At 71.7% G+C, this 22,593-nt stretch carries 16 protein-coding genes, 1 tRNA gene and 2 pseudogenes; 11 read left to right on the top strand and 8 right to left on the bottom strand.

Going from position 1 to position 22,593, the window contains the following annotated elements:
- Window positions 1-2: 2 nt before the first annotated feature.
- Both A0130_02075 and A0130_02070 read right to left on the bottom strand, forming a co-directional pair.
- A complete protein-coding gene (locus A0130_02075) occupies window positions 3-1,046 on the bottom strand; it encodes an SAM-dependent methyltransferase (protein ID ANF30617.1) in 1,044 nt (347 codons plus the stop codon).
- Window positions 1,043-1,687 carry a hydrolase gene (locus A0130_02070; protein ANF33259.1) on the bottom strand — a complete coding sequence of 215 codons (645 nt, stop codon included), beginning with the start codon at window positions 1,685-1,687 and terminating at the stop codon, window positions 1,043-1,045. Before A0130_02070 ends, A0130_02075 begins: the two co-directional genes overlap by 4 nt.
- Window positions 1,688-1,858: 171 nt before the next feature.
- On the opposite strand from A0130_02070, the gene A0130_02065 reads away from it, so the two are divergent.
- A complete protein-coding gene (locus A0130_02065) occupies window positions 1,859-2,794 on the top strand; it encodes a carboxylate--amine ligase (GenBank protein ID ANF30616.1) in 936 nt (311 codons plus the stop codon).
- A 12-nt stretch (window positions 2,795-2,806) separates the two neighbouring features.
- Here the strand turns inward: A0130_02065 and A0130_02060 are convergent, their stop codons facing one another.
- Entirely contained in the window at window positions 2,807-3,670 is an 864-nt protein-coding gene (locus tag A0130_02060; protein ID ANF30615.1) for a UDP-diphosphatase, read from the bottom strand.
- 43 nt (window positions 3,671-3,713) lie between these two features.
- Window positions 3,714-5,032 (bottom strand): annotated as a pseudogene (locus A0130_02055) (hypothetical protein).
- 133 nt (window positions 5,033-5,165) lie between these two features.
- On the opposite strand from A0130_02055, the gene A0130_02050 reads away from it, so the two are divergent.
- From A0130_02050 to A0130_02035, 4 genes are all read left to right on the top strand, one after another.
- Window positions 5,166-5,250: transfer RNA gene (locus A0130_02050), tRNA-Leu, on the top strand.
- 125 nt (window positions 5,251-5,375) lie between these two features.
- Window positions 5,376-6,299: a cation diffusion facilitator family transporter gene (locus A0130_02045; GenBank protein ID ANF33258.1), complete on the top strand. Its 924-nt coding sequence runs from the start codon at window positions 5,376-5,378 to the stop codon at window positions 6,297-6,299.
- Window positions 6,300-6,357: 58 nt separating this feature from the next.
- Window positions 6,358-7,359 carry a transcriptional regulator gene (locus A0130_02040; protein ID ANF30614.1) on the top strand — a complete coding sequence of 334 codons (1,002 nt, stop codon included), beginning with the start codon at window positions 6,358-6,360 and terminating at the stop codon, window positions 7,357-7,359.
- 10 nt (window positions 7,360-7,369) lie between these two features.
- Window positions 7,370-8,458: a rubrerythrin family protein gene (locus A0130_02035; GenBank protein ANF30613.1), complete on the top strand. Its 1,089-nt coding sequence runs from the start codon at window positions 7,370-7,372 to the stop codon at window positions 8,456-8,458.
- A gap of 9 nt (window positions 8,459-8,467) precedes the next feature.
- On the opposite strand, the gene A0130_02030 is transcribed toward A0130_02035, so the two are convergent.
- Window positions 8,468-8,959 (bottom strand): hypothetical protein, encoded by a 492-nt coding sequence (locus tag A0130_02030; GenBank protein ANF30612.1) that lies wholly within the window; start codon window positions 8,957-8,959, stop codon window positions 8,468-8,470.
- A gap of 101 nt (window positions 8,960-9,060) precedes the next feature.
- Here A0130_02030 and A0130_02025 point away from each other — a divergent pair, with 101 nt between their 5' ends.
- The 6 genes and pseudogenes from A0130_02025 (at window position 9,061) to A0130_02000 (ending at window position 19,106) form a co-directional block, all read left to right on the top strand.
- On the top strand, window positions 9,061-9,351 hold the full coding sequence (locus A0130_02025; protein ID ANF30611.1) for a hypothetical protein: 291 nt from the start codon (window positions 9,061-9,063) through the stop codon (window positions 9,349-9,351).
- Between the two features lie 67 nt (window positions 9,352-9,418).
- Window positions 9,419-10,251: pseudogene (locus A0130_02020) on the top strand (hypothetical protein).
- Between the two features lie 119 nt (window positions 10,252-10,370).
- On the top strand, window positions 10,371-13,337 hold the full coding sequence (locus A0130_02015; protein ANF30610.1) for a hypothetical protein: 2,967 nt from the start codon (window positions 10,371-10,373) through the stop codon (window positions 13,335-13,337).
- A gap of 121 nt (window positions 13,338-13,458) precedes the next feature.
- Window positions 13,459-14,151 carry a hypothetical protein gene (locus tag A0130_02010; protein ANF30609.1) on the top strand — a complete coding sequence of 231 codons (693 nt, stop codon included), beginning with the start codon at window positions 13,459-13,461 and terminating at the stop codon, window positions 14,149-14,151.
- Window positions 14,152-15,717, top strand: a complete 1,566-nt coding sequence (locus A0130_02005) for a DNA polymerase (GenBank protein ID ANF30608.1) — start codon at window positions 14,152-14,154, stop codon at window positions 15,715-15,717.
- A complete protein-coding gene (locus A0130_02000) occupies window positions 15,717-19,106 on the top strand; it encodes an error-prone DNA polymerase (protein ID ANF30607.1) in 3,390 nt (1,129 codons plus the stop codon). The genes A0130_02005 and A0130_02000 overlap by 1 nt, the downstream gene beginning before the upstream one ends.
- Window positions 19,107-19,129: 23 nt before the next feature.
- On the opposite strand, the gene A0130_01995 is transcribed toward A0130_02000, so the two are convergent.
- The 3 genes from A0130_01995 to A0130_01985 form a co-directional block, all read right to left on the bottom strand.
- Window positions 19,130-19,960, bottom strand: coding sequence for an AMP nucleosidase (locus A0130_01995; GenBank protein ID ANF30606.1), 831 nt, complete (start codon window positions 19,958-19,960; stop codon window positions 19,130-19,132).
- Between the two features lie 45 nt (window positions 19,961-20,005).
- Window positions 20,006-20,731 (bottom strand): hypothetical protein, encoded by a 726-nt coding sequence (locus tag A0130_01990; GenBank protein ID ANF33257.1) that lies wholly within the window; start codon window positions 20,729-20,731, stop codon window positions 20,006-20,008.
- A 78-nt stretch (window positions 20,732-20,809) separates the two neighbouring features.
- Window positions 20,810-22,576 carry a proline--tRNA ligase gene (locus A0130_01985; protein ID ANF30605.1) on the bottom strand — a complete coding sequence of 589 codons (1,767 nt, stop codon included), beginning with the start codon at window positions 22,574-22,576 and terminating at the stop codon, window positions 20,810-20,812.
- Between the last annotated feature and the right edge of the window lie 17 nt (window positions 22,577-22,593).

The following is a 22,593-nucleotide window of genomic DNA, read 5'->3' as shown; positions in this document are numbered from 1 at the left end:
TGCTAACGGACGCCGGATGTGTCCTCGCCCGCCTCCGGGGAGTCCGAGACCGAGTCGTGATCCGCGTCGCGCCCGCGGGCGAGATCGGCGCTCGCGGCGGCCTCGCGCATCCGCTTTCGCAGGCTCTTGGGGCTGGACTGCCGCTCCCCCAGCGCGCCCGGCGTCCAGGCCTCGACGTCCTCGTCCGAGTAGTCGGACTTGGACGGCCGGCGCTTGAGCTCGGGGAGCACCGTGTCCGGAGCCAGCCGGCGCGCGGTGAGCAGGAATCCGGTGTGCGCGATCATGCGGTGATCCGGGCGCACCGCGAGTCCCTCGACGTGCCAGCCGCGGACCATCGTCTCGTTCGACTGCGGGTGCGTGTAGTGGCCGGACGCGCGGATGGCCTCGGCGACGCGCGACAGCTGGGTCACGGTCGCGACGTAGCAGATGACCACGCCGCCCGGTTTGAGGGCGGTCGTCACCGCATCCAGCGTCTCCCACGGAGCGAGCATGTCGAGGACGACGCGGTCGACCGAGCCGGGCTCGACCGCCGCGGGGAGCGCGTCCTGCAGGTCGCCGACCGTCAGCGTCCAGTTCTCCGGATCGGCCCCGAGGAAGGTGGCCGCGTTGCCGCGGGCGACGTCGGCGAACTCCTCGCGCCGCTCGAACGACAGCAGCCGGCCCTCCGGACCGATCGCGCGCAGCAGCCAGAGGGAGAGCGCGCCGGAGCCGACGCCCGCCTCCACGACGGTCGCGCCCGGGAAGATGTCGGCCAGTGCGAGGATCTGGGCGGCGTCTTTCGGGTAGACGATCGCGGCGCCGCGCGGCATCGACATGACGAAGTCGGTGAGCAGCGGACGCAGCGCCAGGTGCTCGACGCCGGCGTTGTTCGTGACGACCGAGCCGTCGGGCAGCCCGATGATGGCGTCGTGCTCGAGCACACCGCGGTGGCTGTGGAACAGCTTGCCCGGCTCGAGCGTGATGGTGTTCATCCGGCCCTTCGGCCCGGTGAGCTGCACCCGGTCGCCCACGCGGAACGGCCCGGAGTTGCGTCGCGTCTCGTTCATCGGCCGGCCTCCTCGCGGCGCGCCCGCGCCACGGCGATCACGTCGTCGGCGGTGCGGCCCGCCAGCGACTCCCACAGGGTGTGCTCGTCCGACTCGGGCAGCGGGACGATGTGCGGCACGCCGATCGTGGTGGCGCCGGAGTCGACGGCGGACGCCAGGCCCACCAGCGAGTCCTCGATCGCGACCGCGTCGGCGGCATCGATCCCGAGCAGCCGGGCGGCGCGCAGGTACGGCTCCGGAGCCGGCTTCGGCTGCTCCACCTCGTCACCGCTCACGATCACGTCGAACGCGTCGAACGGGATGTGCGACACGATCTGCTCGGCCATCCGGCGCACCGACATGGTCACCAGCGCCGTGCGGATGCCGCGCTCGCGCAGCGACTCGAGGAGCTCCCGGGCACCGGGACGCCAGGGCACGCCCTCCTCGTCGAGCTTGCGCTGCACGCGGTCGGTCAGCCAGTGAACGATCTCGTCGGCCTCCATCGCGACGCCGCGCGAACGCAGGATCTCGGCGGAGTTCCACAGCCCGAGACCCACGAGCAGCAGACCGTCGTCGTGCGTCCAGGTGCCGCCGAAGGAGCCGACGAGCTCCTGCTCGGACGCCATCCAGTACGGTTCGGTGTCGACGAGGGTGCCGTCCATGTCCCAGAGGACGGCGGCGGGCAGGCCGTCGTCGGGATGGGACACCGTGGGGGCCTGTTCGCTGCGGGGGGAAGACGCGGTCACAACGGGCAAGTCTATCGGGACAGGGGCGGGCCTATCCTTGAGGGATGGCGGCCCGACCGGTCGCCGGGAAGGACGAGGGACGACTTCGTGACTGACGGACAGAACATCCTCGGTGGCCGCATCCTCGTGGTGGCGTTCGAGGGGTGGAACGACGCCGGTGAGGCGGCCAGCGGCGCGGTGAAGACGCTCAAGGAACAACTCGAGGTGGTGCCGATCGCCGAGGTCGATCCCGAGCTCTACTTCGACTTCCAGTTCAACCGGCCCGTGGTGACGGACGACGACGGGCGCAGGCGGCTCATCTGGCCGTCCGCCGTCGTGTACGGCCCCTCGCTTCCTGGGCGCACGGGAGAGGACCTCGCGGGCGACGCGGAGCTCACCGTGACCGGCGACAACGCGGGCAACATCTTCCTGCTCCTCGGCACCGAGCCGTCCCGCAGCTGGCGCAGCTTCACCGCCGAGATCATGGATGTGGCGCTCGCCGCCGACATCGGAGCGGTCGTCTTCCTCGGCGCGATGCTCGCCGACGTGCCGCACACGCGGCCGATCTCGGTCTTCGCCTCCAGCGACAACGCCGCCGTGCGCGCCGAGCTCGGCGTGGAGCGGTCGACCTACGAGGGGCCGGTCGGCATCCTGAGCGCGCTCGCGGAGGGCGCGGAGGACGTGGGGATCCCCACGATGATGATCTGGGCGTCCGTGCCCCACTACGTGCACAACGCGCCGAGCCCCAAGGCGGTGCTCGCGCTGATCGACAAGCTGGAGGAGCTGGTCGACGTGACCATCCCCCGCGGGACCCTCGTGGACGAGGCGGCCGCGTGGGAGGCGGGGATCGACGCGCTCGCCGCGGACGACGAGGAGATGGCGTCCTACATCCAGCAGCTGGAGCAGGCGCGCGACACCGTCGACTCGCCCGAGGCGAGCGGCGAGGCGATCGCGCAGGAGTTCGAGCGCTACCTGCGCCGGCGCGGCGACGGCCGCGACGGCGGGACGGCCGGGCGCGCGCCCGACGACCCGCGCCGCGGCTGACGCCCTCCCGGCTCAGGCCTGGAGCACGCCGGTGGCGAGCAGGATCATCAGCACCACACCGAGCACGATGCGGTAGATGACGAACGGCAGGAAGCTGCGCCGCGAGATGTAGCCCATGAAGAGGGCGATGACGAGCAGCCCGACCACGAACGCGACGACGGTGGCCGCGGCCGTCTCGACCGGTCCGAACACCTCGACGGTGCAGGTGCCGGCCTGGGCGAGCGCCTGGGTGCACGGCTCCTTGACCGCCTTGTACAGCTGGTAGAGGCCGCTGCCGAACACCGCCGGCAGCGCCAGAAGGAACGAGTACCGGGCGGCGGCGCGGCGCTGGTAGCCCATGAACAGTCCGGCGGTGATAGTGCCTCCGGACCGGGACACGCCCGGGATCAGCGCGAGCGACTGGGCGAGGCCGTAGATGATGCCGTCGCCCCAGGTCAGCTCCCGCAGCCGCTTCGTCTTCGCGCCCACCCAGTCGGCGATGCCGAGGAGGATGCCGAAGACGATCAGCGTCGTCGCGACGATCCACAGCGAGCGGAAGACGGTCTCGATCTGGTTCTGGAAGAGCAGGCCGAGCACCACGATCGGGATGCTGCCCACGATCACGAGCCAGCCCATCCGGGCGTCCGGGTCGTCGCGCGGGATGCGCCCGAACAGCGCGCGGAACCACTGCGCGACGATGCGCGTGATGTCGCGCCAGAAGTAGAGCAGCACGGCCGCCTCGGTGCCGAGCTGGATGATCGCGGTGAAGCGGGCGCCCGGGTCGGCGCCGGTGCCGAGCAGCTCCCCGACGATGCGGATGTGCGCAGAGGACGAGATCGGGAGGAACTCGGTGAGTCCCTGCACGAAGCCGAGGATCAGGGCGTTGATGAATTCCATGGTCGTGTAGTCGGTCCCGGGGGTCGGTGGCGGACGGGCGGGCCTAGTAGCTGCGCAGGAGGTCGCGCAGCACGGTCCTCCCGAACACTAGCGCGTCGAGCGGCACGCGCTCGTCGACACCGTGGAACATGCCCGGGAAGTCGAGCTCCGCGGGTAGCCGCAGCGGTGCGAAGCCGTAGCCGGTGATCCCGAGCTTGCTGAGCGCCTTGTTGTCCGTACCGCCGGAGAGCAGGTACGGCAGCACCGGCGCCTCCGGGTCGTGCTGGTTGAGGGTACTCGTGATCGCGTCGACGAGGCCGCCGCCGAACTCCGACTCCAGGCCGATGTCACGATGCATGACCTGGATCTCGACGTCGTCTCCGACGAGCTCCCGCACGCGCGCGAGGACTGCGTCCTCCTCGCCCGGCAGCGTGCGGATGTCGACGAGCGCCTCCGCGGTGTCCGGGATCACGTTGTGCTTGTAACCGGCCTCCAGCAGCGTGGGGTTCGTCGTCGTCCGCAAGGTGGCCAGTATGAAGCCCGCGGCGGTGCCCGTGCGGATCACGACCTCGTCCGGTCCGACGCGCTGCGGGTCGACGTCGAGGAGCCGGCCGAGCTCGCCGATGAGGCACGTCGTGGTCGCGGTCAGCTGGATCGGCCACTCCTCGCGACCGATGGTGACGACCGCCTCGGCGAGCTTCGTGATCGCGTTGTCGCGGATCAGGCGGGAGCCGTGCGCCGCGCGTCCGCGCGCGATCAGCTTGATCCAGACCAGCGACTTCTCGCCGGTCTGCAGCAGATAGGCGCGCCGCCCCGCCAGGTCGATCGAATAGCCGCCGACCTCGCTGATCGCCTCGGTCGCACCCGAGAAGAGCTCGGGATGGTTGTCCACCAGGTGGTGCGAGCCGCGGCGGCCGCCGTCCTCCTCGTCGGCGAAGAAGGCCACGACGAGGTCGCGCGCCGGCCGCTCCCCGCGCTCAGGATGTCGCCGACCGCGGTCAGGATCATCGCGTCCATGTTCTTCATGTCGACCGCGCCGCGACCCCAGAGCAGGCCGTCCTTGATCTCGCCGCCGAACGGGTCGACGGTCCAGTTGCGGGCGTCGGCGGGCACCACGTCGAGGTGTCCGTGCACCACGAGGGCCGGCTTGCCGGGGTCGGCGCCCTCGACCCGGGCGACCACGCTCGCGCGGCCGGGATCGGACTCGAACACCTGCGGCGCGAGCCCCAGCGCCGCCAGCTTCGCCTCGACGTACTCCGCCGCGTCCGCCTCGCCGTTCGACCGGCCTTCGCCGTAGTTGGTGGTGTCGAAGCGGATGAGGTCGCGCGCGATGATCGCGGTCTCGTCGAGCCCGGGCTCAGGAGTACGGAGTTCGTCGGTCATCCCTTTACGCTACCGGGCGCCGCACGCCCCCGCCCCGCCACGCCCGGGGTGTGTGGAGGAGTGAGGGAGAGGGCGAAAACCGTGCTATCGTCTTTCTTCGGCAGCTGGAGCGATCCGGAGGCCGGAAACACCTGTCCGGGTGGCGGAAATGGCAGACGCGCTAGCTTGAGGTGCTAGTGCCCGTATAGGGCGTGGGGGTTCAAGTCCCCCCTCGGACACAGACGAAGGCCCCGGTCGCAGTGATCAGTTCACAGTGACCGGGGCCTTCCGCGTTCTCGGCGCTGCGTTTGCGAGACGGGGCTATGGTGTCGCTGTGCCCGGTGAGAAGCGTTCGTCGTCCAGCCTGTTCACAGTGCTGCTCGCCTTCGGCGCCAACATCCTCGTCGCCGTCGCGAAGACGTTCGCCGCCGTGATCACCGGCTCGGCGTCGCTCGTGGCCGAGGCGGCGCACTCGTGGGCCGACGCGGGCAACGAGATCTTCCTCATCCAGGCCGAGCGCGCCGCCGCCAAGCCGCGGGACGACTCGCATCCGGGAGGCTACGGACGCGATGCCTACGTGTGGAGCCTGTTCGCGGCCGTCGGGCTCTTCACCGCCGGCGCGGTCGTGTCGATCATGCACGGCGTCTCGGCCCTGTCCTCCGACGAGGAGGACACGAACTACCTCATCGGCTACATCGTGCTGGCCGTCGCCTTCGTCTTCGAGGGCGTCTCGTTCATCCAGTCGTACCGGCAGGCGCACGCGAAGGCGTCAGACGCGGGCACGAACACGTTCGAGCACGTCCTCCGGACCTCGAACCCGACGCTGCGCGCCGTCTTCGCCGAGGACTCGGCGGCACTCGTCGGCCTGGTGATCGCGTTCCTCGGGCTGCTGCTGCACGAGCTGACCGGGAACGCGTTCTGGGATGCGCTGGGCTCCATCCTCGTCGGGGTGCTGCTCGCGGTCGTCGCCGTCGTGCTCATCGAGCGGAACCGGCGGTTCCTCGTCGGCCAGCCCGGGTCGGACCGCGCGTGGCACGCGGCTCTGACCGCGCTGCTCGAGCATCCCGAGGTCGAGAAGGTCACGTATCTGCACCTCGAGTACGTGGGGCCGGAGCGGTTCTACCTGGTGGCCGCGATCGACCTGCGCGGGAACGACCGCGAAGCCGACGTCGCGGTCGACCTCCGGGACGTTGAGGCCTCGCTGGAGGAGTCGCCGTGGATCATGGAAGCCGTGCTGACCCTCTCCCGTCCAGGTGCCGAAGCGCTGATACCAGCGTCCGCGCCGTAATGCCGGTATTGCGGTCATAGCGGCCAGGACCCGACCGCAAGCCCGGCACAATGGATCCATGGCAAGCACCGGATCCCGAGCACTCCAGCTCCTGTCGCTCCTGCAGAACCACCGCTACTGGCCCGGCCACGAACTCGCGGATCGGCTCGGCATCTCCCCGCGGACCCTGCGTCGCGACGTCGAGCGCCTGCGCGACCTGGGCTATCCCGTCGACGCCACGCGCGGCGTCTCCGGCGGCTACCAGCTGGCGGCCGGAGCCTCGCTGCCGCCCCTGGTCGTCGACGACGACGAGGCCGTCGCGCTCGCGGTCGGGCTGCGCACCGCGGCCCAGAGCGGGATCGCCGGCGTCGACGAGGCCTCCGTGCGCGCGCTCGCCAAGGTGGTGCAGGTGATGCCCCCACGGCTGCGGCGCAGGGTCGACGCGCTCCGGATGACCACGTTGTCCACCGCGCTCGGGCCCGGCCCCTCCGCCGACGCGGGGGTCCTCACCGCGCTCGCGCAGGCCTGCCGCGACGAGGAGCGGATCGAGTTCGCCTACGTCGCACGCGACGGCCAGGCCTCCACGCGCACCGTCGAGCCGCACCGACTGGTCTCGATCGAACGCCGCTGGTACCTCGTCGCCTACGATCTCACCCGGTTCGACTGGCGCAGCTTCCGCCTCGACCGCATCGCCGAGCCCAAGCCGACCGGGCACCGGTTCCGCCCGCGCGCGCTCCCCGCCGAGGATGCGGCCGAGTACGTTCGCGCGTCCCTCCACACCGCCATCGAGCCGCTCCTCGTCGAGGCGGTGATCGAGGCCCCGCACGACCGTGTGGTCGACGTGCTCGGCCGCTGGGCGACGGTCGACGACAACGGCGACGGCACGAGCGCCGTCCGGATCACCGCCGAAAGCGCCGAGTGGGCGCTCTTCGGCCTGGCAGCGGTCGATGCCCCCTTCCGGATCTCCGGCCCCGAGGAGGCCGTGCTCGCAGCAGCCGACTGGGGCGAGCGCTTCACGCGGTCGGCTGCCGCGCTGGGCATCGACGGCTCGGCCGACGTGCAGCTTCCCGACCCCCGGTAGACTGGAGTCGATGACGATCGCAGCCCGCACCCCGAGCCCCGCCGACATCAAGAGGTGGCGACGCTACCTCGCCGACGAACGCGCGGAGGCAGCGGTCTACCGCGACCTCGCAAGCCGCCGCGAGGGCGAGGAACGCGACATCCTCCTGGCCCTGGCCGAGGCCGAGCGTCGCCACGAACAGCACTGGATCGACCTCCTCGGGCCGCAGGCCGGCAAGCCGCTGCGCGGCGACGTCCGCACCCGGCTGCTGGGCTGGCTCGCGCGCCGCTTCGGCTCCGTCTTCGTGCTGGCGCTGGCCCAGCGGGCGGAGGCGCGCTCCCCCTACGCCGACGACCGCGACGCCACCCCGCAGATGGCCGCCGACGAGCAGGTGCACGAGGAGGTCGTCCGCGCTCTCGCCGCCCGCGGCCGCCAGCGGCTCTCCGGCAACTTCCGCGCTGCGGTCTTCGGCGCCAACGACGGCCTGGTCAGCAACCTCGCCCTGGTGCTCGGCATCAGCGCGAGCGGCGTCCCGACCCACGTGGTCCTGCTCACAGGCATCTCGGGCCTCCTCGCCGGGGCGCTGTCTATGGGTGCGGGCGAGTACGTCTCGGTGCGGTCGCAGCGCGAACTCCTCGAGGCGACGACGCCCAACCCCGCCACCGGCTCCGCACTCCCCCACCTCGACGTGGACGCGAACGAGCTCACCCTGGTCTACCGCGCCCGCGGCATGTCCACCGAGGAGGCGGAGTCGCACGCGCGGGAGGTGCTCCAGAGCCTCCAGGCGGTGACGTCGCCCATCCCGATCCAGCCGACGAACGGCGACGACGAGCACGAGGCGATCGGCACGGGCTGGAGCGCGGCCCTCTCGAGCTTCTGCTTCTTCGCGTCGGGGGCCCTCATCCCGATCCTGCCGTTCCTGTTCGGACTCACGGGCACCGCGGCGATCGTGGTCTCTGCGCTGCTCGTCGGCATCGTGCTGCTCGGCACCGGAGCCGTCGTCGGCCTCCTGTCCGGGGCGTCGCCGCTCAAGCGCGCGATCCGGCAGCTGCTGATCGGCTACGGCGCGGCCGGGGCCACGTACCTGCTCGGCCTGCTGTTCGGCGCCACCGTCGGCTGACGCCCGGCGCTAGCGTCGGCGCCCGGCGTCCGTTCCGTAGGTGATCGCGCCGACGAGCGGGATGAGCAGGAACCACAGCCAGCTGTACTGGTAGCCCCACACCATCCCGGTGAGGAAGAACAGGATCACCGACACGAACGGGATGATCGAGACCGCGAGCAGTCCCCAACGGCTGGCCGGCTCGCGGCGTCCGTTCCCGTCCCAGGCCCGCGCATCCGGTTGTGCGGGGTACTGCTGCGGGCCGGGGTAGGCCGCGGCCGGGTCGGGCTGGAGCTGAGGTCGTGGGTGCGGGTCGAGCTGGACGCCTCCGGGGAGGTCCGCGAAGAGCGGAGCGAGGTCGCCGCGAGTGACGGCCGCCCGCGCCGCCGTCGTGCGGGCCTGGGCCTCCTCGTCGGTGAGGCGCCCCTGCGCGGCCTGGGACTGGAGTGCTGCGACAGCCCGCTCGCGCTCATCGTTGCTGAGGCGCAGGGATGCGCTCGATGGATCCGTGAAGTCCGCCATAGAGGTCAGTATGGCAGCGCGGCGCGACCGAGGGGTGCGATGTCGGCGGCTCGCGGCTACACTCGTGTTCGAACATATGTTCGATGGATGAGGTGAGCTGCATGACCGAGATCGACGAGGCGGTCGCCGTGTGGACGACCGACGACGGGGTGCCGACGAGGCTGGTCTGGCGGGCGACGCGGTACCGGGTCTCGGACACGCCGACGGTCTGGGCGGAGGTCTGCGCCTGGTGGCGTCCGTTCGGCGCCCACCGGTACGCGATCGGGAGCCTGCCGCGGGAGATCGGCGGCTGGCGCTTCCAGGGCACCAGCGACGACGGCGCCGCGCTGGTGTTCGACGTCCGGCACGACGCGGTGGAGCGGTCGTGGCGGCTGGTGCGGGTGTTCGACTGACGGCTCCGCGAACGGTCCGCGTGGCATCCACGCGGCGCGCATCCGGTCGCATAGCCTCCTTCGGGTGATGGACGACCGCTACGGATCCGATGTGCTGGCCGGTGACTGGAGGAACGCGGGGCGCAAGCCCGTGCCGACCGTCGAAGCGGTGAGGGACCTCGTCATCGAGGAGGCCGCGACCGGGTTCTGCGGAGCCGTCACCCGGCTCGAAGCGCAGACCGTCGAGCTGGAGGACTACTTCGGCAAGAAGCGTGTGTTCCCCTGGGCGGGTCCTTCCTGATCGACGGCGAGCCGGTCCGGCTGGTCGCGCCGTCGACGGCTCCCGCCGGGCGCGCCCGGACCGCCTCCGGTTCGTTCAGCGTCGGCGAGCAGAAGGCCCGGGTGGCGCGGGCGAGCCGCATCTTCGTCGAGGGCCGGCACGATGCGGAGCTCGTCGAACGGGTGTGGGGCGACGACCTGCGCGTCGAGGGTGTCGTGGTCGAGTACCTCGAGGGCGTGGACGACCTGGACGCCATCGTGAAGGAGTTCCGGCCGGATCGGAACCGCCGCATCGGGGTACTGGTCGACCACCTGGTGCCGAACTCGAAGGAGAGCCGGATCGCCGAGCAGGTGGCCCGCGGACCGTACGGGCAGCACGTTCTGGTGGTCGGACACCCGTACGTCGACATCTGGCAGGCGGTGAAGCCGGCGCGCGTCGGGTTGAAGGCGTGGCCGACGATCCCCCACTCGGTCCCCTGGAAGCACGGGATCTGCGCAGCGCTCGGCCTTCCGCACGAAACGCAGGCGGACATCGCCCGGGCCTGGAAGCGCATCCTCGGCCAGGTGCGGTCGTACTCCGACCTCGAGCCGGAGCTGCTCGGCCGGGTGGAGCAGCTCATCGACTTCGTCACCGAGCACTGACGTCACAGGTAATGACGTCATTGGCCCCCCGCTGACGTCAGACACCACGTTCCCACCTCGTCTAGGAGGGTGGAGGCGATCGCCTCCCTTCCGACTCTGCACACGGGGAGGCACGGGCGATGCGCCACCGCGAAGACGATCCGTCACGACGTTCCGTCGTCGGGTGGATCGCCGGCGCCGCCGCGGCGGTGCTGCTCGCATTCGCGATCGTGCCCCAGTCGTCGGTGCACGCGGCGACCACCGCGTTCTCCACCGTCACCACCACCGGCTCCGACGTCCAGAACGGCTCACGAGCGGCTTCGTCTGATGCCCCGGGCGGCGCACTCACCGGGACAGCGGCACCCGGCGACACGGTGAGGTGGGTGGTGCCGTACCAGAACGAGACCGGGAGCGACGCGTCGGTCGACCTCACCGACGGGCTGACCTCCGCCGGCGCTTATGTAGCCGGCTCCCTCGTGCTTCCGCCCGATCGCAGCGGGGGCACGGGCAGCCTGGTGCCGCAATACCGGACGACCGGAGCATGGACCAGCGGTACGCCGCCCGCCGGAAGCGCCCCCACGGGCATCGGGTACCGGTCGAGCCTCATGCCGTCGGGGACCGAGCAGCGGTCGCCGACCTTTCCGACGCCGACGTCCGTCGGCGCGCTCGCCCTCACCGGCGGCGACGGCTACAGCGTCGTGGAGCACAAGCGCCTGATCTACACGATCTATCACCATCGCACCGGCCCCGTGGTCTTCTGCGCCCGCTTCGACGGCGGCATCTGCCCCGGATGGCCGCCAGGAGCCAACGTGCAGTACTGGTCGGCGACCGTGGGCGCAGCGATCGGCACCGGGACGTCGTTCCCCGGAAAGACGGCGATCCAAGGCGCAACCTGGCTCGTCGGGGACCGCCTGTACTGGCTGGCCGCTCCCTTGGACAACTCCAGCAACGGCATGGCCTGCCTCGACCTCGCTGTCACGCCGCCCGTCAGCTGCGGGTACACCGCGCTCACAGGGCAGTCGAACAACAACAGCAGCTGGTCGGCGCAGATCGGAGGCACAGGCATGCCCGCACGCAACGGCAACCGCTACTTCGCTGCGATCAGCGGCGGCAGGGCCGCCCTCGTCTGCCTCACGTCGACGAACGCCGCCTGTCCCGGAGCGACCTTCTACGACTCGGGAGTCACCAACGAGTTCGCGTTCACCTCAGCGGCCTTCGGCGACTTCGTGTTCGCCAGCGTCGGGCAGAACAACTTCAGCACCTGGCAGACCTTCTGCTTCGACACCAGGACATCCGCGCTGTGCCCGGGGAGCTGGCCGAGGGACTCGTCCGCCGGCGGGTCGATCGTGGGGGTCGGCACGCCGTTCGCGCCCCTGCTCTCGCCGGAGGGCCAGGTGACGGGTGTGTGCACCATCGTCAACGGTCCGAACTCGTCCTCGAACTGCTTCGACCTGGCCGGCTCCCCCACGGGGAACGCGTACTCGGGCACATCAGCGCAGTACATCGGCGGGGGCAACGGAACCGGGGACGTGCTCGTGCGCGGCACCAGGGTCTACCTGTCCAACGGGAACCAGGTCATATGCCGCGACTTCGCCGGCTGGTCGGGCACAGGCGCTGTGCCGCCCTGCGCGGGGTTCGCGAACGTCGCCAACTCGATCAACTACACGGTCCGCGAGACGCCCGGCATCGCGCAGGACTGCCTCGTGGCGACCGGGGACACCGGGCAGATCCGCTTCTTCGATGCGATGACCGGTGCCGCCTGCACCGCCACGTCGACCGTCGACGTCCGCGTCGATCCCGTGGCGAGCTACTGCGGAAGCGGGGCGGCGTCGTTCGCCCGGTGGGGGACGCTGACGGTCGCCGGGCTCACGGCCGGCACGTACCGGAATGTGACGGTGACCCTCGCAGACCAGAGCGGCGCGACGCTCAGCGGCTTCACCGAGGTGGTCGTGCCCGCCGGCGGGTTGGACCTCTCGACGATCGAAGCAGGCGTCTCCTCGCTCACCGCCACAGTGCGGGTCAACGGCGTGACGACGCCGTCGGGGGTGACCGGCGGCGCGGTGCGGATCGCCTGGCAGGGGGCGCCGCCGGAGATGTGCTTCGAGACCACGGTGCCGACCATGAGCTGCGATGCGGCGCCGTCGACGATTTCGAACTCGGCGACGGCGGTGACGAGCTACGGCAGCACATCCGACTCCCCCGGCAACTCGACCGGGCGCGCGTCCTTCACGGTCACGCCGACGGCATCCCAATGCGGACTGTCCGTCGCCAAGACATCATCGGTGCAGACGGCAGATCCCGGAGACCGGGTCGTGTACACGATCGCGGTGAAGAACACCGGGACGCTGGCGTACGACTCCGCACTGTTCTCCGACGACCTGACCGACGCCCTGAAAGACGCCTCGTTCCTCGGCGATCAGACCGCGTCGAGTGGGTCCGTCGGCTACAGCGCCCCGGTGCTGAGCTGGTCGGGTGCGCTGACAGGGGGCGCCGCGGCGACCGTCACGTACTCGCTGCGCATCGACGATCCAGCGGCCGGCGACCGCACGCTCGTCAACACCGTCGTGTCGGCGTCGCCGCAGAGCAACTGCGCCGCAGGCTCCAGCGATCGGGCGTGCACCGCGACGGTGGTCGTGGCGGTGACCGAGCTCGTCTGGCGCAAGATCGACGACACGGCCGCCCACAACATCCTCACCGGTGCGGAATGGACGCTGACCCGGGTGGACGGTTCGGGTGCGCCGACCGGCACCGCGCTGACGGTGACCGACTGCGTAGCGGCGTCGCCGGCCGCCTGCACCGACGCCGACGTCGACCCTCTGGGCGGCGCGTTCCGGGTGACGGACCTCGGCGTCGGCTCCTACCGGCTGACGGAGACGCGGGCACCGGTGGGCTACCGACTCGACCCGACGCCGATCCCGGTGACGATCACCGCGGCCTCGTCCACGGTGACCCTGCCCGACGTGGTGAACCGGCAGGCTCCGGTCCCGCTGATCCCGCTGACCGGCGGCCTGGGGGCGGAGCACCTGCAGCTGGCGGGAGGCGGTGTGCTGGTCCTGGCGGTCGGGTTCGCCCTCTGGTCCCTGATCCGACGCCGCCGACTGGCGTGATCGGCACCGCGTGATGAACGGTGTCGGAGGCTCGGCGTAGGGTTCGTGCACGGCCTCTGCCCCTCTCTCGGGGTGGCAAATTGCGTTTGCACTGTTCGAACATATGTTCGAAAATAGGAGGGTGTCACTCGCAGCCCAACACCTCAGCGAACCGGTCGCCGACCGGGCGCAGGTGCACGAGCTGCAGACCCGCATCCGGCAGATGCAGGCCACCAAGCTCGAGAGCCGCGCGCTGCAGACGCATCCCGCGCTCTCCCCGCTTCTCCCCGGTGGAGCGCTCAAGGCGGGGGCGGCGTACTCGGTCCGCGGGTCGACCACGCTGCTGATGGCCATGCTGGCCGGCCCGAGCGCCGCCGGTGCCTGGTGCGGCGTCGTCGGCATGCCCGACTTCGGCGCCGAGGCGGCCGGGCGGTTCGGTATCGACCTCGAGCGGCTGGTGCTGGTGCCGCATCCCGGCGACGACTGGCTGACCGTGACCGCTGCGGTGGTCGACGTGCTCAGCGTGGTGGTGGTCGCACCGCCGTCCCGCGCCCGGGACGGCGACGTCGCCCGGCTCACCGCCCGGCTGCGGCAGCGCGAGGCCACCCTCATCGTCGCGGGCGACTGGCCGCAGGTCGAGGCCACCCTCACCGTCGCACGCAGCGGCTGGGCGGGCCTCGGCGCGGGCGACGGCTATCTCTCGTCACGGCGGGTGACGGTGGAGTCCGCCCCACGCGGCGGCTCCGGCCCGCGCCGCACCGCCGACCTCTGGCTGCCGGCCGTCGACGAGAGCTTCCGCGTCTCCGCCCCCACCCGCCTCGAGGCGGTGAGCTGAATGGCCGGCGTGCACGACCCCGCCGTCACCCGCGCCATCGTGGTGTGGTGCCCGGACTGGCCGGTGATCGCCTCCCGGCAGGCGCTCGACCTCCCCGCCGACCTGCCGCTGGCGCTGGTCGACAAGGGGCTGGTGTTCGCCTGCTCCGACGCGGCCCGCGCCGACGGCGTCAAGCGCGGCCTCCGGATGCGCGAGGCGCAGGCCCGCTGCCCGCAGCTGGAGGTCGTCCCCTACGACCCGGTGCAGGATGCGCGCGCGTTCGAGCCGGTGCTCGCCGCGATCGAGGAGATCACTCCCGGTGTCCAACCGGTGCGTCCCGGCACGTGCGTGCTCCGAGCGCGCGGGCCGGCCCGCTACTACGGCGGAGAGGACGAGGCGGCCGCCGAGCTGCTCCGCTGCCTCGAGGGCCTCGGACTGCCGGATGCGCGCGTCGGCATCGCCGACGGCCCGTTCGCGGCGGAGCAGGCCGCCCGCTCGACCGGCCGCGGCCGGGTGCGCGTCATCCCGGCCGGGGGCTCCCCCGCGTTCCTGGCGCCGCAGCCGGTGTCCCAGCTGGGCCTCGCCGACCTGACGCCTCTGCTGCGCCGGCTGGGCCTGCACACCCTCGGCGACATCGCCGCGCTCTCGAGGGTCGACATGCGCGAGCGCTTCGGCGAGCGGGGCGAGCACGCGCACACCCTCGCCAGCGGGCTCGACGGCGCGGCCGTGGTGCCGCGGACGCCGCCGACGCAGCTCGAGCGGGCCATCGAGTTCGAGCCGCCGCTCGACCGGGTCGATCAGGTGACCTTCGCCGTCCGGGGCACCGCCGAGCAGTTCGTCGCCGCCCTCACCAAAGCCGGGCTGGTCTGCACGTCGCTGCGGGTCGAGGTGACCGACGAGACCGGCCGGGTGAGCGATCGCACCTGGCTGCACCCGCGGCTGTTCTCGGCGCCCGACGTGGTCGACCGCGTGCGCTGGCAGCTGCAGGGGGCGGGGGCGATCGACTCCGGCCTCTCGTCGCCGATCGCCCGCGTCGTGCTCGAGCCCGTGGCGGTCGACGACATCGGGCACCACGAAGACGGACTGTGGGGCGGCGGAGCCGACGAGCGCATCCACCACGGCCTCACCCGCGTGCAGAGCATGCTCGGGCACGAGGCGGTGGTCACGGCCACGATCGCGGGAGGCCGGGCGCCCGCCGAGCGGCAGGTGCTGGTGCCGTGGGGCGACCGGCCGGTGGGCGTCGCCCGCGCCGACCGGCCGTGGCCCGGGTCGCTGCCCGCGCCCGCGCCGTCCACCGTGTTCGAGGTGCCCCGACCCGTCGCCGTCCTGACGGACGAGGGCGCGACGGTCGAGGTGACCGACCGCGGCGATGTGACGGCTCCGATCGCGCGGTTCTCCCCCACCGGCCGGCCCGCAGATGCACGTCCGGTCGACTCGTGGGCAGGTCCATGGCCGGTGAAGGAGCGGTGGTGGGACGCCTCCCTCGCCCGCGCTCTGCACCGCTTCCAGCTGGTCGACGCCGACGGCACGGCGTGGCTGCTCGCCCTCACCGGCGAGGCCTGGTTCGCAGAGGCGAGGTACGACTGATGGGATTCGACAACCCGCCCATCCCCTGGGCCGAGTTCGAGCGGCGGCTCTCGGGCCGACGCACCGGCCAGCAGACCGACGAGCGGCCCTCGTCGCGCAAGCGGCAGAAGTACGTCCCGCAGGCCATCCCGGAGGAGCCCGCCGACGGCGCCGTCCCGTACGCGGAGCTGCACGCGCACAGCAACTTCAGCTTCCTCGACGGCGCCTCCTCCCCGGAAGAGCTGCTCGAAGAGGCGACGCGCCTGAATCTGCACGCGCTCGCGCTGACCGACCACGACGGCATGTACGGCGTCGTGCACCTGGCCGAGGCGGCGGAGGCCTACGACCGGGTCAAGACGGTCTTCGGCGCCGAGCTCTCCCTCTCGCTCACCAAGCCGCAGAACGGCGAGCCCGACCCGGAGGGCAGCCACCTCGTCCTGCTGGCCCGGCGGCAGGAGGGCTACCACCGTCTCGCCGCCGCGATCACCGACGGGCAGCTCGCCGGAGACGAGAAGGGGCGGCCGGTCTACCGGCTCGAGGAGCTGTCCGAGCGCGCGGCCGGCGAGTGGATGGTCCTGACGGGCTGCCGCAAGGGCGACGTGCGCCTCGCCCTCGCCGAGCACGGCGAGCGGGCCGCGGAGCGCGAGGTGGCCCGGCTGGCCGAGCTGTTCGGGCACGACAACGTGCTCGTCGAGCTGATCGACCAGGGCGGCCCGCGCGACTCCACGGACAACGACATCCTGACCAGGATCGCCGGGCGCCTCGGCCTGCCGACGGTCGCGACCAACAACGTCCACTACGCGAGCCCCCGGCAGTACCCGCTGGCGACCGCAGTCGCGGCCGTGCGCGCCCGGCGCAGCCTCGACGAGCTCGACGGCTGGCTGCCCGCGGCCGGCGCGGCGCACCTCCGCAGCGGCGCCGAGATGGCCCGGCGCTTCGCGCGCTACCCCGGCGCGGTCGAGCGCACGGTCGGGATCGCCGACGACCTCGCCTTCCGGCTGCGGAGCGCCCGGCCGCGGCTGCCGAAGCAGGACGTCCCGGAGGGGCACACGCCGATGAGCTGGCTGCGCGAGCTCACCTGGCGCGGCGCCGCCGAGCGCTACCCCGACCTCGACCGCGACCCCGCCAAGCGGGAGCGCATCGAGCGCGAACTCGACGTGATCGAGGCCAAGGACTTCCCCGGCTACTTCCTCATCGTCCACGACATCGTCCGGTTCGCCCGCAGCCGCGGCATCCTCTGCCAGGGCCGGGGCTCCGCGGCGAACTCGGCGGTGGTCTACCTGCTCGGCATCACCGCCGTCGACTCGATCAAGTACGACCTGCCGTTCGAGCGGTTCCTCTCCAGCATGCGAGAAGAGGAGCCCGACATCGACGTCGACTTCGACTCCGACCGGCGAGAAGAGGTCATCCAGTACGTCTACGCGAAGTACGGCCGGCACAACGCCGCCCAGGTCGCCAACGTCATCACCTACCGGCCCAAGAACGCCGTGCGCGACATGGCGAAGGCCCTCGGCTACTCCACCGGCCAGCAGGACGCCTGGAGCAAGCAGATCGACTCCTGGGGCAGCGTCCAGACCAGCGACGACCACGACATCCCGGACGACGTGGTCGGTCTCGCGCAGCAGGTGCTGAAGTTCCCGCGGCACCTCGGCATCCACTCCGGCGGGATGGTGCTGACCGACCGGCCCGTCGGCGAGGTGTGCCCGATCGAGCACGCCCGCATGGAGGGCCGCACGGTGCTGCAGTGGGACAAGGACGACTGCGCCTGGATGGGCCTGGTCAAGTTCGACCTGCTCGGTCTCGGCATGCTGTCGGCGCTCGACTACTCGATGCGCACGATCGAGGCGTCGCTCGGCGAGAAGTGGACGCTCGAGACCATCCCGAAAGAAGAGGCGGGCGTGTACGACATGCTCTGCCGGGCCGACTCCATCGGAGTGTTCCAGGTCGAGAGCCGCGCCCAGATCGGCACGCTGCCGAGGCTGCAGCCGCGCCGGTTCTACGACCTCGTGATCGAGATCGCGCTCATCCGCCCGGGCCCCATCCAGGGCGGCGCGGTGCACCCGTACATCCGCCGCAAGCTCGGCAAAGAAGAGGTCACCTACCTGCACCCGGCGCTGGTGCCGGTGCTGGAGCGGACGATGGGGGTCCCGCTGTTCCAGGAGCAGCTGATGCAGATGGCCGTCGCGGTCGGCGACTGCACCGCCGAGGACGCCGACCAGCTGCGCCGCGCGATGGGATCGAAGCGCGGTGTCGAGAAGATCGACGCCCTCAAAGCCAAGCTCTACGAGGGCATGGCGCACAACGGCATCACCGGCGACGATGCCGACGCGATCTACGGCAAGATCGAGGCGTTCGCGAGCTTCGGCTTCGCCGAGAGCCACGCCATCAGCTTCGCCCTGCTCGTCTACGTCAGCTCGTGGATGAAGCTGCACTACCCCGGCGCGTTCCTCGCCGGGCTGCTGCGGGCGCAGCCGATGGGCTTCTACTCGCCGCGCACCCTCACCGCCGACGCCCGCCGGCACGGCGTCGTGGTGCAGCGGCCGGACATCCAGCGCTCGGGCGTCTTTCCCCTGCTCGAGCCGCTCGACGCGGCGCGCCCGGGGCCGACCGGTTCCGACGCGTGCCTCGACCCCGAGCAGCCGCCGATCGACCCGTTCGACCCGCGTATCCCGCTCGACGTCGACGCCCACCGCCGCGACGGAGGCCACGCCGTGCGGCTGGGGCTCGCGGGCGTCACCTCCATCGGCGAGAAGCTCGCGGAGCGGATCGTCGCCGAGCGCGAGGCGTACGGCCCGTACCGCGACCTCTCCGACCTGGCCCGCCGCACCGGGCTCAACACCGCCCAGCTCGAGGCGCTCGCCGCGGCCGGCGCGTTCGAGGGCTTCGACCTGAGCCGGCGCCAGGCGATCTGGGAGGCGGGCAACGCCGCGCAGGAGCGTCCCGAGTACCTGGCGGGCACCGCGATCACCGTGCAGCCGCCGCTGCTGCCCCTGCTCTCCCCCGCCGAGCAGCTGGCCAGCGACCTCTGGTCGACCGGCATCTCGACGGACGACCATCCGATCCGGTTCCTGCGCCCGGCGCTCTCCGCGCGCGGCGTCTACCCGGCCGACACGCTCATCCACGGCGAGTCGGGCCGCCGCATCGAGGTCGGCGGTGTGGTCACCCACCGGCAGCGGCCGGCGACGGCGGCCGGGGTGACCTTCCTCAACATCGAGGATGAGACCGGGATGGTCAACGTCATCTGCCCGGTCGGTGTCTGGAACCGCTACCGCCGGGTGGCGCGGCAGGCGCCGGCGATGATCGTCCGCGGCATCCTGGAGCGCAGCGAGGAGGGCGTCGTCAACATCGTCGCCGACAAGCTCGAAGCGCTCGACACCGGCATCCGCACCGTCTCGCGGGACTTCCGGTGAACGGCGCCGCCCGGCGCGGGCCGCTACTCGTCGAAGCGCAGGTGCCGCACGCTGCGGCCGTTGCGGCGCACCAGCCGCAGCGCCTCCACCCCGATGCGGATGTGCCGCTCGACGTAGTCGCGCGTGACCCCGGCATCGCTCTCGGTCGTCTTCACACCCTCCGGCGTCATCGGCTGGTCCGACACGAGCAGCAGCGCGCCGCTCGGGATGCGGTTCGCGAACCCAGCGGCGAACACCGTCGCCGTCTCCATGTCCACCGCCATGCACCGCGTGCGGCGCAGGTAGTCCTTGAACGTGTCGTCGTGCTCCCAGACGCGCCGGTTCGTCGTGTAGACCGTTCCGGTCCAGTAGTCCTGCTTGAAGTCGCGGATCGTCGACGACACAGCACGCTGCAGCTGGAACGCCGGCAGCGCGGGCACCTCCGGCGGAAGGTAGTCGTTCGACGTGCCCTCACCGCGGATCGCCGCGATCGGCAGGACCAGGTCGCCGACGCGGCTCTTCGGCTTGATCCCGCCGCACTTGCCCAGGAAGAGCGCCGCCTTCGGGCAGACCGCCGACAGCAGATCCATCACGGTCGCCGCGTTCGGGCTGCCCATGCCGAAGTCGATCATCGTGATGCCGTCCGCGGTCGCGTTGGGCATCGACCGGTCGAGGCCGCGCACGTCCGTCTCATACCACTCGGCGAAACGCTGCACGTAGTCGGCGAAGTTCGTCAGCAGGATGTACTCGCCGAACTCCTCCACAGGCGTCCCGGTGTAACGCGGCAGCCAGTCCCGGACGATCCCCGCCTTGTCGCGCATCGCGTGCTCGGAGGGAGCGGGCGTCGTGTCGATCGTGTTCTCCGCATCCACCACGGCCGGAACTCTCCTCTCGGGCGCCGACGCGCCGTTGCTCGTACGCTACCCGGCGACGGACGTTCCGAGGAGCGACCCCACGAGGAACGTCGCCGCGAGGGCCAGCGCGCCGCCGATCACCACCCGGATCATGGCGCGGCCGCGGGAGCTGCCGCCGATCCATGCGGCGATGTACCCGGTGATCGCGAGGGCGACGAGCACCGCCACGAAGGTGACGGGGATGCGCACCGCATCCGGCAGCAGGATCGTGAGCATCGGGAGGATGGCGCCGCACGTGAAGGCGACCGCCGACGCGATCGCCGCGTGCCACGGGCTGACCACGTCGTCCTGGTCGATGCCGAGCTCGGCCGACAGGTGCGCCGCGAGCGCGTCGTGCTCGGTGAGCTCGAGCGCCACCTGCCGCGCGGTCACCGGCGACAGGCCTTTCGCCTCGTACAGGCCGGTGAGCTCCTCCAGCTCCTCCTCCGGCATCTCGGCCAGTTCGCGCCTCTCCTTCGCGATCAGCGACCGCTCGCTGTCGCGCTGGCTGCTCACCGACACGTACTCGCCGAGCGCCATCGAGATCGCGCCGCCGACGAGGGCGGCGAGACCGGCCGTCACGATCGCCGGAACCGACGTGGTCGCCCCCGCCACACCGACGACGACCGCCGCCACCGACACGATGCCGTCGTTCGCGCCGAGCACCCCGGCGCGCAACCAGTTGAGCCGTTGCGCCAGCCCGGCGCGGTGCGGCTCGTCCGCGTGCGCGCCGTTGCCGGCGCCCTCTGCCATCTCGCTCATGTCGCCCAGCCTAGGAAGCGGCCGCACGCGCCGCCAGCAAGGTTCGGCGACCCTAAGCGAAGCCCCCGGCTACGCCGTGAGCTCCGCGACCGCCTCGGCGACGGGCAGAGTGCGGCGGTCGCCGGTCCGGCGGTTCCACAGCTCGACCTCGCCCTGCGCCGCGCCCCGGCCCACGACGAGCACCCGCGGGACACCGATCAGCTCGGCGTCCCCGAACTTCACACCGGGCGAGACCTTCGGGCGGTCGTCGTAGAGCACGTCGAGGCGGGCGTCCTCGAGCTGGGCGATGACCTCCTCGGCCAGCTCGTACGCCGCCGCGTCCCTGCCCGTCGCGACCACGTGCACGTCGAACGGCGCGACCGACTCGGGCCATACCAGGCCGCGGTCGTCGTTGTTCTCCTCGGCGATGATCGCGAGGATGCGGGTGACGCCGATGCCGTACGACCCCATGGTGACCGTGACGAGCTTTCCGTTCTCGTCGAGGACCTTGAGCCCGAGCGCCTCGGCGTACTTGCGGCCCAGCTGGAAGACGTGTCCGATCTCCATGCCGCGCGCCAGCTCCACCGGGCCGGAGCCGTCGGGCGCCGGGTCGCCGGGCTTGACCTCGGCGGTCTCGACCACGCCGTCCCACGAGAAGTCGCGGCCGGCGACGAGGCCGAAGACGTGCTTGCCCTCGATGTTGGCGCCGGTGATCCAGCCCGAGCCGTCGACCACGCGCGGGTCGACGACGTAGCGGATGCCGGTGGCCGACTCCTCGCCGAGGACGGGGCCCTCGACCGACCAGGGGCCGATGTAGCCCTTGACGAGCCCGCGGTGGGCGCGGAAGTCCTCGTCCGTCGCCGCCTCCACCTCGGCGGGCGCGAACGCGACCTCGGCACGCTTCACATCGACCTCGCGGTCGCCCGGGAGACCGACGACCACCAGCTCGCGCGTGCCGTCGAGCTGCGTGAGCGCGAGCACGACGTTCTTCAGCGTGTCCGCGGCCGTCCACGCCCGGCCGTCCGGGCGCGGGTGCTTCTCGTTCGCCAGGTCGACGAGCGTCTGGATGGTCGGGGTGCCGGGCGTGTCCAGCACCTCCTGCGGGGTCAGCTTCTCGTACGAGCGGGCCGGGGGCGCGACCGTCGTGAACGCCTCGACGTTCGCCGCATACCCGCCGGGCGAGCGGACGAAGGTGTCCTCGCCGACCGGGGTCGGGTGGAGGAACTCCTCCGACCGCGACCCGCCCATGGCGCCCGCGTCGGCCTGCACGATCACGTACGACAGCCCGAGCCGGGTGAAGATGCGCTCGTACGCGTCGCGCTGCGCCATGTAGCTCGCGTCGAGGCCCTCGTCGGTCGCGTCGAACGAGTACGCGTCCTTCATCGTGAACTCGCGGCCGCGCAGGAGGCCCGCGCGCGGACGCGCCTCGTCGCGGTACTTGTCCTGGATCTGGAAGATCGTCAGCGGCAGGTCCTTGTAGGACGAGTAGAGATCCTTCACCAGCAGGGTGAAGACCTCCTCGTGCGTCGGCGCGAGCAGGTAGTCGGCGCCCTTGCGGTCCTGGAGACGGAAGAGGCCGTCGCCGTACTCCTCCCAGCGGCCGGTCGCCTCGTAGGGCTCGCGCGGCAGCAGCGCCGGAAAGTGGACCTCGTGCGCGCCCGCGGCCGCCATCTCCTCGCGGATGATGCGCTCGATCTTCTCCTTCACGCGCAGCCCCAGCGGCAGCCACGCGAAGATCCCCGGCGCCTGGCGCCGGATGTAGCCGGCGCGGACGAGCAGCCGGTGGCTGGTCACCTCGGCGTCGGAGGGGTCTTCACGGAGGGTGCGGAGGAAGTAATTGCTGAGGCGTGTAGGCACCCACCCAGTTTATGGGG

Source organism: Leifsonia xyli, assembly GCA_001647635.1.
In the GTDB taxonomy this organism is placed as follows: Bacteria; Actinomycetota; Actinomycetes; order Actinomycetales; family Microbacteriaceae; genus Leifsonia; species Leifsonia xyli_A.
Note: the sequence above shows the minus strand (reverse complement) of the source record. Positions and strands in the feature narration are given on the sequence as shown.

Bases quoted from the DNA above. Each gene is read 5' to 3' on its own strand.
- A0130_02070 (ANF33259.1), bottom strand. From the start codon at position 1,687: ATGGACGGCACCCTCGTCGACACCGAACCGTACTGGATGGCGTCCGAG.
- A0130_02075 (ANF30617.1), bottom strand. From the start codon at position 1,046: ATGAACGAGACGCGACGCAACTCCGGGCCGTTCCGCGTGGGCGACCGG.
- A0130_02030 (ANF30612.1), bottom strand. From the start codon at position 8,959: ATGGCGGACTTCACGGATCCATCGAGCGCATCCCTGCGCCTCAGCAAC.
- A0130_02035 (ANF30613.1), top strand. From the start codon at position 7,370: ATGACGATCGCAGCCCGCACCCCGAGCCCCGCCGACATCAAGAGGTGG.
- A0130_02040 (ANF30614.1), top strand. From the start codon at position 6,358: ATGGCAAGCACCGGATCCCGAGCACTCCAGCTCCTGTCGCTCCTGCAG.
- A0130_02025 (ANF30611.1), top strand. From the start codon at position 9,061: ATGACCGAGATCGACGAGGCGGTCGCCGTGTGGACGACCGACGACGGG.
- A0130_02000 (ANF30607.1), top strand. From the start codon at position 15,717: ATGGGATTCGACAACCCGCCCATCCCCTGGGCCGAGTTCGAGCGGCGG.
- A0130_02015 (ANF30610.1), top strand. From the start codon at position 10,371: ATGCGCCACCGCGAAGACGATCCGTCACGACGTTCCGTCGTCGGGTGG.
- A0130_01990 (ANF33257.1), bottom strand. From the start codon at position 20,731: ATGGCAGAGGGCGCCGGCAACGGCGCGCACGCGGACGAGCCGCACCGC.
- A0130_02005 (ANF30608.1), top strand. From the start codon at position 14,152: ATGGCCGGCGTGCACGACCCCGCCGTCACCCGCGCCATCGTGGTGTGG.
- A0130_02060 (ANF30615.1), bottom strand. From the start codon at position 3,670: ATGGAATTCATCAACGCCCTGATCCTCGGCTTCGTGCAGGGACTCACC.